This is a genomic window from Caulobacter sp. CCUG 60055, assembly GCF_022750545.1.
GTDB lineage: Bacteria > Pseudomonadota > Alphaproteobacteria > Caulobacterales > Caulobacteraceae > PUIC01.
The window spans coordinates 15,776-28,183 of sequence record NZ_PUIC01000011.1; the positions used below are offsets into that span (position 1 = coordinate 15,776).

At 65.8% G+C, this 12,408-nt stretch carries 10 protein-coding genes and 7 pseudogenes; 8 read left to right on the forward strand and 9 right to left on the reverse strand.

Going from position 1 to position 12,408, the window contains the following annotated elements:
* Positions 1–77 precede the first annotated feature (77 nt).
* Positions 78–563, reverse strand: a pseudogene (locus C5708_RS15485) (IS21 family transposase); the annotation flags it as partial.
* Positions 564–764: 201 nt separating this feature from the next.
* On the opposite strand from C5708_RS15485, the gene C5708_RS15490 reads away from it, so the two are divergent.
* Positions 765–1,474, forward strand: a protein-coding gene (locus C5708_RS15490) for an IS5 family transposase (RefSeq protein WP_242922549.1) whose coding sequence is annotated in 2 segments (ribosomal slippage) — positions 765–1,056 and positions 1,056–1,474 — 711 coding nt in all. Because the reading frame shifts where the segments join, the coding sequence is not laid out codon by codon here.
* 208 nt (positions 1,475–1,682) lie between these two features.
* Here the strand turns inward: C5708_RS15490 and C5708_RS15495 are convergent.
* Positions 1,683–2,003, reverse strand: coding sequence for a 2Fe-2S iron-sulfur cluster-binding protein (locus tag C5708_RS15495; RefSeq protein ID WP_242922536.1), 321 nt, complete (start codon positions 2,001–2,003; stop codon positions 1,683–1,685).
* 25 nt (positions 2,004–2,028) lie between these two features.
* Complete coding sequence (locus C5708_RS15500; RefSeq protein WP_242922537.1) at positions 2,029–3,279, reverse strand: cytochrome P450; 1,251 nt, start codon at positions 3,277–3,279, stop codon at positions 2,029–2,031.
* A gap of 206 nt (positions 3,280–3,485) precedes the next feature.
* Between C5708_RS15500 and C5708_RS15505 the strand changes: the two genes are divergently transcribed.
* Entirely contained in the window at positions 3,486–4,451 is a 966-nt protein-coding gene (locus tag C5708_RS15505) for an AraC family transcriptional regulator (protein ID WP_242922538.1), read from the forward strand.
* Positions 4,452–4,531: 80 nt separating this feature from the next.
* A pseudogene (locus C5708_RS15510) lies at positions 4,532–4,714 on the forward strand (transposase); the annotation flags it as partial.
* Positions 4,715–4,800: 86 nt separating this feature from the next.
* On the opposite strand, the gene C5708_RS15515 reads toward C5708_RS15510, so the two are convergent.
* The 3 genes and pseudogenes from C5708_RS15515 to C5708_RS15525 all read right to left on the reverse strand — a co-directional run bounded on the left by C5708_RS15515 (position 4,801) and on the right by C5708_RS15525 (position 7,718).
* Positions 4,801–5,469: a UPF0149 family protein gene (locus C5708_RS15515; RefSeq protein ID WP_242922539.1), complete on the reverse strand. Its 669-nt coding sequence runs from the start codon at positions 5,467–5,469 to the stop codon at positions 4,801–4,803.
* A 64-nt stretch (positions 5,470–5,533) separates the two neighbouring features.
* Entirely contained in the window at positions 5,534–6,121 is a 588-nt protein-coding gene (locus C5708_RS15520) for a YecA family protein (protein WP_242922540.1), read from the reverse strand.
* A 32-nt stretch (positions 6,122–6,153) separates the two neighbouring features.
* Positions 6,154–7,718, reverse strand: a pseudogene (locus C5708_RS15525) (IS66 family transposase).
* A gap of 172 nt (positions 7,719–7,890) precedes the next feature.
* Here C5708_RS15525 and C5708_RS15530 point away from each other — a divergent pair.
* A complete protein-coding gene (locus tag C5708_RS15530; RefSeq protein WP_242922541.1) occupies positions 7,891–8,325 on the forward strand; it encodes a hypothetical protein in 435 nt (144 codons plus the stop codon).
* 646 nt (positions 8,326–8,971) lie between these two features.
* On the opposite strand, the pseudogene C5708_RS15535 reads toward C5708_RS15530, so the two are convergent.
* Positions 8,972–9,864, reverse strand: a pseudogene (locus C5708_RS15535) (IS3 family transposase); the annotation flags it as partial.
* Positions 9,865–10,325: 461 nt separating this feature from the next.
* On the opposite strand from C5708_RS15535, the pseudogene C5708_RS15540 reads away from it, so the two are divergent.
* From C5708_RS15540 to C5708_RS15555, 4 genes and pseudogenes are all read left to right on the forward strand, one after another.
* Positions 10,326–10,697, forward strand: a pseudogene (locus C5708_RS15540) (IS21 family transposase); the annotation flags it as partial.
* Positions 10,698–10,909: 212 nt separating this feature from the next.
* On the forward strand, positions 10,910–11,251 hold the full coding sequence (locus C5708_RS15545) for a transposase (protein ID WP_242922543.1): 342 nt from the start codon (positions 10,910–10,912) through the stop codon (positions 11,249–11,251).
* The gene (gene tnpB / locus C5708_RS15550) at positions 11,248–11,601 is read left to right on the forward strand and encodes an IS66 family insertion sequence element accessory protein TnpB (RefSeq protein WP_242922545.1); all 354 of its coding nucleotides are present in this window, start codon (positions 11,248–11,250) and stop codon (positions 11,599–11,601) included. Before C5708_RS15545 ends, tnpB begins: the two co-directional genes overlap by 4 nt.
* A 163-nt stretch (positions 11,602–11,764) precedes the next feature.
* Positions 11,765–11,959 (forward strand): annotated as a pseudogene (locus tag C5708_RS15555) (IS66 family transposase); the annotation flags it as partial.
* On the opposite strand, the pseudogene C5708_RS15560 reads toward C5708_RS15555, so the two are convergent.
* Positions 11,955–12,056 (reverse strand): annotated as a pseudogene (locus C5708_RS15560) (IS481 family transposase); the annotation flags it as partial. The pseudogenes C5708_RS15555 and C5708_RS15560 sit on opposite strands and share 5 nt — an antisense overlap.
* A 62-nt stretch (positions 12,057–12,118) precedes the next feature.
* The gene (locus tag C5708_RS15565; RefSeq protein WP_242922552.1) at positions 12,119–12,394 is read right to left on the reverse strand and encodes a 2Fe-2S iron-sulfur cluster-binding protein; all 276 of its coding nucleotides are present in this window, start codon (positions 12,392–12,394) and stop codon (positions 12,119–12,121) included.
* Between the last annotated feature and the right edge of the window lie 14 nt (positions 12,395–12,408).

Sequence of the window (12,408 nt, forward strand, 5' to 3'; positions counted from 1 at the left end):
CGCCTCGCCGCTGATCCGGGATCGAAGAGGGGTCCCTATTCGGCGCCGATAGGGGGTCCCAATTGCGCGCCGTTTGACATCCGGCTGAACGACAGCCGCATATGCGCCGCCTTCACGGTCACTGGCAGGCCGGCCAGCTTGATCGCGTCGTGGCTCCAGTCGAATTGGTAGGCCTCGCCCGGATCGAAGCTTAGGGGGATGAACGCATGGACCGGCACCCTGGCGTGCTCGGCGCGCCACGCCTTGACGAACCGGTGCACGCTGTCGTGGGCGCCGTCGTAACCGCGACCACGAAGCTCCTCGAACAGCCGCTGGGTGGAGCGCCGCTCCCGCCTGGGGACCTTGGCCTCGGCCTCGAGGATCGCGGTCAGGGTCTCAACCCATGGCCCCATCTTCGGCAAGGGCTGGGTCGCCCGCTTGTAGCTGAACTCGGTGGCCTGGGACCGCAGCACCTTGCGCACCGTGTCGCGCGCCACCCCCAGTTCACGGGCGATCCGCTTGATCCCCTTGCGGTTCTGGAAATGCTCGAACCGGATCCGCGCAATCGTCTCCACGCCCGTCATCCCCCACCCGCTCCAGCACCCGGAAGGGGCAACCAAAATCACAGCTAAGGGGGGCTAGGGCGTAGTCGGGATTTAACGGCTGGGGGATTCCCGGCTGAGGGCGGATCGTGATTCAAGGCTGATTTTTGGAGGTCAGCCTTGAGTGTGAAGCCTGATTCTGACGGTCTGACAGATGGGCAGTGGGCGAGGATCGCGCCGCTGATGCCGGGCGGCTACAAGGGCAAGCGAGGCCCTCGGAGCAACAACCGCCGTTTCATGGAAGCGGTGTTCTGGATGGCCCGTTCCGGGGGGCGCTGGCGCGATCTGCCCGAGCGGTTCGGCAAGCTCTCGAAGGTGAAGCAGCGCTACTACGGCTGGATCGAGCGCGGCGTGTTCGCCGAAATCTTCCAGGCCTTGAGCGGAGAGGCGGACATGGAGTGGCTGATGGTCGACTCCACCATCGTGCGCGCCCACCAGCACGCCGTCGGAGCCCGGTGGCAAAAAGGGGGGCGCATGCCCAGGGCCTGGGCCGCTCCCGCGGCGGCCCGAGCACCAAGATCCACGCCAGCACCGATGGCCTCGGCGATCCGGTGCGACTGCTCGGCGGCCCCGGCCAAGCAAGCGACTTCGGCCAGGCCGCAGCCCTGATCGATGGCTTCCGACCCAGCCACGTGCTCATCGACAAGGGCTACGACGCCGACCACTTCCGCGCCGCAATCCGCCAAGCCCGCGCCGAGCCGGTGATCCCCTTCACCAAGTCCCGCGCGGCGGTCTCCCGCCACGACAAGGTCCTCTACAAGGAGCGCAACCGCGTCGAGCGCTTCTTCAACAAGCTCAAGCAGTTCAGGCGCGTCGCCACCCGCTACGACAAGCTGCTCGCCAACTTCATGGGCTTCGTCACCCTCGCCGCCATCGCCATCCTCCTCCGGTGACGGTTAAATCCTGGCCACGACCTAGGCTTCGAAGGGAAAACCGCCCCTCAGGGGGACAAACATTGCAGGCGTTCTCACAACCCGGCCCTCTGCCGCTACCTGAGCGTGGCCATCGACCGGTCCTACGACCAGCTCTTCCAGGGCCACTACTGGACCTTGGACGGCGGCCAGGCTCGGCACCGGTAGAAGAACATCACGGCGCGGCGGGCTAGTGCTGCGCTTCCGGCAGCCGCACCACCATCCCCGCCAGCTCGTCGCGGACGGTGATCTGGCAGGCCAGGCGCGAGTTGGCCTCCACATGCTCGGCGAACTCCAACATGGAGTCCTCCATGGCTGTGCGCGGGCCGACCTTGGGCAGCCAGGCGGCATCCACATAGACGTGGCAGGTGGCGCAGGCACAGGCGCCGCCGCAGTCGCCGTCGATGCCGGGGATGTTGTTTGCCACCGCCCCCTGCATGAGGTTGACGCCGGTCTTCAGGTCGACGGCGCGCTCGCCCCCGTCGAACATCACATAGGTGATCTTGGTCATGGAATTCCTGGGGCTCGACTGAAATTTACGCGGGGATGCGGACAGTCAGGTTGAGGTAGCCCTTCACGAACGGCGAGGGCACGCGCTCGGGCTCAACCATCACCTCAATGCGGTCGAAGCGGGCCAGGATCTCTTCCCAGATGATCTTCAGCTGCAGCTCGGCCAACCGGTTGCCCACGCAGCGGTGGATGCCGAAGCCGAAGGACATGTGCTGCCGAGGCCGTTCGCGGTCGATGATGTACTCGTCCGGCCGCTCGATCACCGTCTCATCGCGGTTGCCCGAAACGTACCACATGATCACCTTGTCGCCCTTTTTGATGGTCTGGCCGGAGAATTCGAAGTCCTCCAGGGCGGTGCGGCGCATGTGGGCCAGCGGCGTCTGCCAGCGGATGGTCTCGGAGACCATGGAGGGGATGAGGTCCGGGTTGGCCTTCAGCTTGGCGAACTCGCCGGGGTTCTGGTGCATGGCCAGCACGCTGCCGCTGATCGAGTTGCGAGTCGTGTCGTTGCCGCCCACGATCAGCAGGATGAGGTTCCCCAGATACTCCTCCGGGCTCATGTTACGGGTGGATTCCCCGTGTGCCAGCATGGAGATGAGGTCGCCCCGCGGCGGCGCGTTGACCCGCTCGTTCCACAAGCGCATGAAGTAGCCTAGGCATTCCATGAGGATCGAAAGCTTCTCCTCCTCGGTCTCCACTAGCATGCCCGGCGCCGGGATGGTGGTGGCGATGTCCGACCAGTAGGTCAGCTTGCGGCGGTCCTCGAAGGGGAAGTCGAACAGGGTCGCCAGCATCTGGGTGGTCAGCTCGATCGACACCCGGTCCACCCAGTCGAAGGTCTCGCCCCGCGGCAGGCCGTCCAGGATCTGCTGCACCCGGCCGCGGATCAGCGGCTCCATGGTCGCGAGATTCATCGGCGAGACGATGGGGCTGACCACTTTGCGCTGGGCGTCGTGCTTGGGCGGGTCCATGGCGATGAACATCGGCAGGCGAAGCTCGGCGCCCTGGTCGATGATGGCGATGCCGCCCAACGCCGCCTCCGACGAGAACACCTGGTGATTGGTGTCGACCGCCATGATGTCGTTGTACTTGGTGATCGACCAGTAGGGTCCGAACATGGACGCCTTGCAGTAGTGGACTGGGGCCTCCTTCCGCAGGCGCGCGAAATAGGGCCAGTGGCTGTCGGCGGCCCACAGAGCCGGGTTGGAGACGTCGATATCCTCCAGAGCGATTGAGGTCGCGTCCTCGATAGGCGCGCCGGCGTTGCCGTCAGCCATGGTCTTCCTCCCTATGAACCGACGGCCCGTGCGTCGATGGATTGCCGGACATTGCCTCCTTTCTAAGTCCGCTTCCCGGTCCACGGCGAGAACGCCGTGCGCCAAAGAGTTGGCATTTTGCGCCACAGGGCGCAGGGTGCTTCCCCATGACGCCGCCCAAGCTCCCGCCGACGGCTCCGGCCCCTGCGCCCGCCTCCAGCGGCCTCATGCCTGCCGGCTACTTCCGCCTGCTCCAGCGCAGCTTCGGCGACAGCGATCCCCGCCGCCGCGCTCTGCTGGCGGGCCTGGAGGCGGCCGACACCCCATCCTCTGTCGCCACTGCCGCCGAGGTCGATGTCGAGAGCCAGCTTCGCCAGCTGGACAATCTCGACGCCCTCCTGGGCGAGGGCTGGGTCTTCTTTCGCCCCGAGGTCTGGAGCCACGCCTCCCACGGCGCCTTAGGGGTCGCCGCCCTCACCGCGCCGGACCTGGAGGGCGCCATGCAGATCGTCGCCGCCTATGGCCGGGTGCGCGCCCCCGTGATCGACTTCGCCGCCAGCCGCAGCCGCCGGGGCCTGACCCTGGCCATGCGCTACGTGGCCGAGCTATCGCCCGCCCGGCAGCGTAACCTGGCCCAATCCTCCCTCTCCGGCGTCGTCTCCCTGGTCGCCGTCATCATCGGCGCCGCCCCTCCCGGACTCCTGGTCGCCTTCCGGGACCCCGAGCCGACCTACGCCGAGGACGTCCGCCGCGCCCTCCTCTGCGCCGTCGCCTGGAACGGGACCGCCGACAGCGTCTTCATCCCCGCCGCCCTCCTGCTCACCCCCTCCCCCTTCGCTGACCAGTCCCTGCACGCCCGCGCCCGCGAGGAGCTGGAGACCGCCCTGGCCCGGCTGGAACGGCCAGGCGACCTGCGCCCGCGCCTGGAGCGCCTGCTGGTCTCCCACTCCGCCGGCCGCCTGACCGCCTCCGCCGCCGCCCGCGCCCTGGGCGTCTCCCGCCGCACCCTGGTGCGCCGACTGGCCGAGGCCGGAACCGGCTACCGCGCCCTCCTCGACGCCGAGCTCCGCCGCCGCGCGGCCGGACTGCTAGACGCCGGCGAGCTTTCCCACGCGGAGATCGCCGAGCGCCTAGGCTATGCCGAGCCCACCAGCTTCAGCCGCGCCTGTCGCCGCTGGTTCGGCCGCGCCTGAGTGTGTACCCCGAAAAGAAGTTGGGTGATATCAGTGACTTGTGATTCAGTTGGTGTTGCGAAGCATCAACGGAGCGTCACATGTGGACCGACACCACCCGAAGGAAGCATGCCCGCAAAGGCCTGCGGTATTCAAGCGATCTGACGGACGCGGAATGGTCGGTTCTTGAGCCGCTTCTTCCGGCGGTCTCGCGGCTTGGCCGGGCGCTGAAATGGCCGCGGCGGGCGATCCTAAACGGGATGCTCTACATTCCGCGCAGCGGTCATGGGACGTAACTGGCGCCAGCACCCCACCTATCGCCGGTGCGCGGGCTCGGCGATGCTTGGCGGCGTGGTAGGGTTCGGCCGGTTCAGTTGAGTCCGCAGCACTTCTTGTACTTCTTGCCGGAGCCGCAAGAGCACGGTTCGTTCCGGTCGGCCTTGGCCGGGCGGGCGGGGGACGGGGCTGGGTCGCCACGGCGCTGGAGGCGGCGAGCATTCAGCGCCTGGACCAGCTCGGGGATGACAGCTGGAGCATGGAGGGTAAATTTCTCGATCTCCGCCTCTGGCAAGTCGGAGTCACCATTGGCGATATCGGTCAGGATGACCATCATTCCGAGGGCCAGACTGACGTGGTTATCGTCCGAGAGGATCTCGGTCCAAGCCCCGGGCCGCAGAGCCATGGCCTGGTTGAAGCCATCGGCCCAGACCTCCCAGAGGACGTCCCCGTTGCATTCGTCGATCTCGAGGATGGGGCGGTACTTGGCTGGGCACCGGCTGAGTGTGTCAGCAATGGCGTTATAGTGCGCCATCACGCTGCCCATCAGCGCCTGGACTTGATTTTGGGAGTCGAAGATGAGCTCCTCGCCATCCTCTTCATCGCCCCAAACCAGAGGCAGCCATTCATGGGGCATGATCAGGTCTGGACAGACGATGAGGCCCGTGAGGAGCCCATCCAGCTCGCTCAACGTCATCGCCTCACCGCCCAGGGCGTCGAGCTCGCGCTCGAGGGCTTTCAGGCGCGGAGACAGCGACGACATGGCAGCCCTCCTGGCGATATCGATCGGATCTTGTTGGCGCAGTCTCTCGCCGCGGTAAAGCCGCTCAGCGGCGGCGGGATGCGTGCCGCGGATCATCGTACCAGATGACGTGGTAGTGCTCACGGATGGCTGCGACGCACATGGGGATGTCTGCGTAGGCCTGCTTGAGGAAGATTTGAGTTTCCTGGCCTGGCCGCGGTGGGCCAAGCAGGGGACGGCCGAGGCCGTCCTTGCAGTGGAGCATGATGGGCAGCATCAGGCCGTTGAGCTGATTGTCCGGGTTGAGAGCGTCGCTCCAAGCTGCACGATGGAGGTTCACCGCGGCCACGAAGCCCTCGCACCAGTCGCTGGCGTCGATGTCGCCATTGGCCTTGCCGCGATGACGCGGCTTGAGGGCGGCGCCCTGCAGGTCCACGCCGATGGCGTTGAAGCGGTCAGCCACGGCCTTGATCGCCGCAAACTCCGGCGTCCCACCCGTGTCGAAGGCGCTTCGTTCGACCGCCAGCAACGGGCCGATCCAGGCTGTCGGGTCATCCATCGAAGGTCCGGCGACTACGGCGGCGACGAAGCCGTCGAGCATGGGGAAGGTCTTGGCCAGGGGCTGTCGGGAGCGCCGGGCGTACAGCCAGCGCTCGAGCTCTTGATCGCCCATGGACCGCTCAGGCGCGGGCGCCGCCGGCCGTCTCACGCCGCCGCCGCCAGATTTGCGGATGCGCGCGCCACCTTCCAGTTCCAGACCAGCAGCTGATCCAGGTCGTTGGCCTTCACCTGGCCGCTCACCATCTGGTCCAGCACGTCGCTCAGCCAGGCATAGGGATCCACGCCGTTCAGCTTGGCGGTGTTGAGCAGGGAGGCCAGGATCGCCCAGCTCTGCGCGCCGCCGTCGTCGCCGGCGAAGAGATGATTTTTCCTCCCAAGGGCTATGGGCCTCATGTTCCTCTCCACCGTGTTGTTATCCACCTCCAGGCGACCATCCTGAAGGAAGCGCGTCAGCCCCATCCAGTGGCCCAGGCTATAGCGGATGGCCCCGGCCAGCTTGGACTTCGACGAGAGGCCGGCGAGCTCGGCCTCGAGCAAGGCCTTCAAGTCAGCCATGAGCGGCGCGCTCAAGGCTTGGCGCATCTTGAGCCGATGGGCCGCGCTCGTTCCACAAATCCGCGCCTCAATGGCGTAGACCTGCGACAGACGCGAGATCACCTCGGCGGCGACGGCTGAGCCGGTCGCCTTATAGACGTCGGTAAACTTGCGCCGCGCATGGGCCAGGCAGAAGGCCAGCGTGATCGGGCCGGGTTTGCGGCCAGCCTTGGCCAAGGCCTTGTAGGCGCCATAGCCATCGACCTGCAGTAGGCCCTGGTAGCTGGCCAGCTGCTCGCGGATTTCCTTGTAGCTGCGGCCTTGCGCAAACACGTACGCCACCGCCGGCGGCGCCGGCCCGCCCCAAGCCTGGTCGTCGATCGCATGCGCCCAGAACTGACCGGTATGGGTTCGTCGACAGCCGTCTTGCGCACTGGAAGACGGGTCTCGTCGCAGAAGATCCGCGGATGACTGTGGATCACCTCGAGCTGGCGCTCATAGAGCCCCTTGAGCCACCAGGCGACGCGCTTGACCCATCTGACCAGGGTCGAGCGATCCAGCCTGATCCCTTGGCCGGCCAGCATCTGAGCCTGACGATTGAGCGGCATGTGCCAGGCGTATTTCCAGACCGCGACACTGGCCATCAGCGCCGTGGTCGCCACGCCACCGATCAGCAGTCTGGATCTGGCCGGCGCCTGGATGACCGCTCCCTCACAGGCGCGGCAGGCATACTTCGGGCGGATGGTGGGCACCACGCGCACGATCGCTGGCACGACATCCAGGGCCTCGGCGACATCCTCGCCGATCCGGTGCAGCGCGCCTGCGCAACAGGGACACGCGCTCACCTGCGGCTCGATCACACGCTCGACGCGGGGCAGCCAGCTCGGTAGCTGACCAAGATTGCGACGCGCCGGCTTTCGGGCCGCGCGACCGTGGGAGCCGGCGCCGGCCTCGTCATTGGCCGCGACGCGTTTGAGCTCGCAGGCGAGGTCGCCCAGATCCAGGCTCAATTCGCCTTCAAGGATCGCGCTCGCCCGCTCCGATTTGGGTGGAAAGATCTGAGCCTGAAGAATCTTCAGCGTCGCCCTCAGGGCCTCGATCTCGACAGCCTGAGAGAGCGCCAAGGCGACCAGGGCCTCGGGCTCACGCGGCAGATCTTCGGGGCGAAGCGGCATGCTGAAGATTAGCCAAAATTGGCCAGAATCGCCAGCAATTACAGAGCCTCATCCCGACTGTCGATACCGGAGTGAAACTCCCCAGAACCGCCGTTTGAATATTCCCCAGTCTGCGCCGCCGCCGATCACCCCGGGGCGCGCCCCGGGGTGATCGGCGGCGGCGTAATGACCCATGCTGCTTGCGATCGTCGCGAGGGGTGGGTTGGTGCTCGAACTTGGGGAATTAGTGATGATCTTGCGCGCCCTGCGCATGATGCTGATGACCATACTCAGCATCATCCTGTATCCCGGACGCACGGTTCTGATCGTCATCCCCAAATCCCATCCCGCCCGCTCCCGATCACCAACTGGCGGCGATCATCGGGCATTCAAGCCGCCGAAGGCAGGTGGGGCGCTGGCGCCAGTTACTGCTGACAATCCTACTCATCCTGCAGAAGATGTTGGCTCCAGCCGCGACGAACAGGCTGCCTGCGTAGCCGTCCGGAATGCGGTCCGGGAATCGTTTGATCGCCAACCCGAAAGGCGTTGGTGGGAAGCGCCAGGCGACATCAAAGCGTGCAACCTGCGCACCGTGGCTTCGCCACCAAATGTACTTGGTGGGCGGTGAGGGGGACGACCGTCTACGGTATGGCGTTGACGCGTTAAATCAAATGCAAGGGAGTCGGCCTATACTGCTAGTATGGCCCAAATCTCACCGGTTCGAACCGAGGCAGCGCAACGCTGGCGAACATCCCGGCAGCGTCGCCTATTCGCCTGCCGGATCGTCTTTGGGCCTGGGGCCTTCACCCTTGATGGTATGATCCGCGACGTGAGCGACTCCGGGGCTCGCATTCGTCTCCCTTCGCCCATGCCTCTGCCCAAGTCCTTTCGAGTAATCTTGCGAGACGGAGTGTGCCAGGAGACCGAAACCGTCTGGCGACGTGGCCAGGAACTGGGAGTGCGGTTTCTGGCGCCCGTCGATTTACAGGACCCGACGGATGCTTCGGTCAGAATGTTGAGACGCCTGTGGGCGGAGATGGCTGGTCGCGCTAACGACATGACCGCGCCATCGATATAGGGCCTTGATCACCTCACTTGCGTCAAACAAGCAGACGAAGGTCGCGGCCTTCTGAGGGGTGAGTCTGGCTGGTGTCCACCCGGTTCCCAGGTCGCTGGCCACCTCGGTCTGCGCGACCCGAGATGGCGGGCCATGACGGACGCCTGCTCTGGGGTGCCGAATCAACAGCCTGACCTGCCCCCCGCCGGCCCCTCGATCATTGTGAGAGCCCAGGGGGTTGATAGTTGATCTGCAGCGCTGGCGGTAGCGGCCGGGCGGCGTAGCCTTCGAGGTTGCGCAGCCGACCGGCCGCGGGGTTCAGCCGCACCGCTTCCGGCGTCAGCCCCCCGTGCGCCGAGTGCGGACGCACGTGGTTGTAGTCGAGCCGCCAGCGCTCAATCACGACCCGGGCCTCGGCCAGGTTGGCGAAAACCTCCTCGTTCAGGCACTCGTCGCGCAGCTTGCCGTTGAAGCTCTCGACGAAGCCGTTCTGCTGCGGCTTGCCCGGCGCGATGTAATGCCAGTGGACGCCGGTGCGGTTGGTCCATTCCAGCATGGCTCGGCTGGTCATCTCCGTGCCGTAACACATAGGGAAGGTGGATGACGGCGAGCGATCAGCACATCCAGCTCGCGAGCCATGCGATGGCCGCCGATCGAGGTATCCACGACCAGCGCCAGGGCCTCGCGGGTGAAATCGTCGACGATGCAGAGGATCCGGAAGCGCCGGCCCCACGACAGGGTGTCGGCGACGAAGTCCAGGCTCCAGCGCTGGTTGGGGCCATCCGGCAACGCCATGGGCGCCCGCGTGCCGGTCGCGCGCTTGCGGCCCCGCCGGCGCCGCACCGCCAAGCCCTCCTCGCGGTAGAGCCGGAAGAGCTTTTTCTTGTTCATGCTGACGCCCTCGCGCTCAAGTAGGATACCGAGCCGCCGGTAGCCGAAGCGGCGCCGTTCCGCCGCCAGCCCCCGCAGCCGCTCGCGCACGTCCGCATCGCCCGGATCGGCTACGCGGCGCACCGTTTTCGGATCGACCTGGACCAGCCCGCAGGCCCGCCGCTGCGAGAAGCCGCGCTCCGCCATCAGACGCAGCACAGCCTCCCGACGGGCTCCCGGCCTCCTGCTCGCGCAGCACGCCGATGATCTGCGCCTCGTTGAACCTGCTCTTCTTCACGTCCGTCTCCTTCGATGACGGACTCTCACTCAAACCGAGGGATCAGGAAGGGGGCAGGTCAAGCCCACAGAACTCGGGCTTCCGCTCTCACATGGCCCCTTACGCGGCGGAAACAGTCAAAGTCTTCGAAAGAGACCTGCACCGCCCGGCGCGCGGCCCTGGCCGCTACCGAGTAGCGGTTACGGTCGAAGCTGATCAAGCAGGTGGTGCCGCGCGACAATCAGGATGAGAGTCAGCGTCAATCAGGATGAGGCTCGCCGCCGCTGTCGTTCCGTAGGGAGGGCGTAGCCCGACCGGAGGAGCGACAGCGGCGGCGGCGCGATTTCCTTTAGGGGATCGGGCCGCCTGGCAGTCGTGGCCGACCGAGTAAGGAAGGGGTTTCGCCTCAACGAGGAAGCCGCTTTTGCCCGGCCGCCATGTCACCGATTGCCAGATGAGAATGTACATGACGCTCCGACAGACCCACACGGCGGCGATCTCGGCCGCCAAGTCCGGCTTCAGCGCAGCCAGCGCATATCGCCTTGAGAAGGATCCGCGCCTGCCCTGGGGGAAGACGGCGCCGCGGGACCGCCGGCGCCCCGATCCCCTTGCGGCGGTCTGGGACAGCGAGGTCGTCCCGCTGCTGAAGGCGGCGCCTGGCCTTCGGCCGGTGGCGATCTTTGAGGAGATCGGGCGGCGCCACCCCGAGCTGGGCGATGGCGTGCGCCGGACTATGGAGCGCCGGATCCGCGCCTGGCGGGCCCTGTTCGGGCCAGAGCAGGAGGTGATGTTCCGTAACCGGCGCGAGCACCCCACATACCGCGGCATCGCATGACGGGCGATAACTCTGCCTGATGGTTGTCGGGGAGGATTGAGTTGGACGAGCCTGGATCGACAACTTGGCGAGGGGCTCGGGGTTCGGGAGGCGAACGGAGTGATCAGGAGGATCATCAGCATCATCCTGATCATCGATCTGGCGGAGGTCCTGGCGGTCGCGGCCGGGTCGAGGTGATCAGCGGGGTCTACCGCCGCAAAAGCTGGTCGGCGCAGGACAAGGCGCTGATCACAGCGGAAAGCTTTGAGCCTGGCGCTCGCGTATCCGACGTGGCTCGTCGCTACGACGTGAGCCTGGGCCTCCTGCATCACTGGCGACGCAAGGTCCGGCAGCATGGCGCGCCGGCCGAGCCGATGTTTGTGCCCGTTAGACTTGCCGGTGACGAGGGAGCTCCGGTCGCGCATGCCGAAGGGCGGATCGAGATTGAGCTGGCCGGCGCCAGGATTTGGGTGACCCGCACGGTGGACGCCGCGACGCTGCGTGTGGTGTTTGCGGCCTTGAGAACCGGCGCGTGATCGCCTTTGGGCCTGAATTGAAGATCGTGGTCGCCGCCCAGCCCATTGATTTCAGGAAAGGGGTCAATGGTCTGGTGGCGTTGGTGACCCAGGCGCTCCACGCCGATCCATATTGCGGCGACATCTTCGTCTTCAGGTCCAAGCGGGCAGACCGACTTAAGCTGATCGCCTGGGATGGAACCGGCGTGCTCCTGGTGAGCAAGGTCTTGGAGAGCGGGGCCTTCTTCTGGCCACCGGTCGTCAACGGCGTCGTCCGTTTGAACAGCTCCCAGATGGCTATGCTACTGGCCGGAATGGACTGGCGCCGGGTGGTCGAGCGGCCGGTGAATCGGCCGATGAAGGCGGGCTGAAGCAGCTGTATTTGCTAGGAAATGACGGGCTTTTGCAGTAGCTTTAGCCATGCTTCCAGGCGGCGAAAACTTCCCGCGCGATCCCGATCTACAGATCGGCATGGTGTTGGCGCGCGACCTGGAAATCGACAAATTGCGCGATGCGCTGAAGACCGCGCAGGCGATGCTCTTCGGCCCGAAGTCGGAACGCTCGAGCGCAATCATGGACGGTCAGATCGGGCTCGATCTTGGCGATCTGGCGACAGATGTGACGCCCATGGCGGCCAACGATGAGCCGGCGCAACCTGCTGGGTTGCGGCGCGACGCGCGCCGACCTTCCCGACGCAACATCGGCGCCTTGCTAAAGCATCTTCCCCGTGGCGTCTCGCCAGAACCCTCAGGCTCTCTTGACTATGTTGTATCGCTCGACGGCCCGCCTCAGTCGTTGTGGCGCTCCCGCGGAGAACTTGGCCCATAACGAATCCTTCCAGTCTGACGGTAAAGCTGCACCATCAAACTCCGGGATCAAACATCTACACTAATGCTGGCTTTCCGGCATTCTGACGACCAGACCATCCAGATCGTCCGTAATCTTGATTTGACAGGAAAGTCGGCTGTTGGCCTGCACGTTCTCGGCGAAGTCCAGCATGGAAGTCTCCATGGCCGTCCTGGCGCCGGTTTTCTCTAGCCAGCCGTCCTCGATATAGACGTGGCAGGTGGCGCACGCGCAGGCGCCCCCGCAGTCGGCGTCGATGCCCGGAACGCCGCTCTTCACAGCGCCCTCCATGACGCTCATGCCGGTCTTCAGTGTCAAACGGCTTGCAAAAT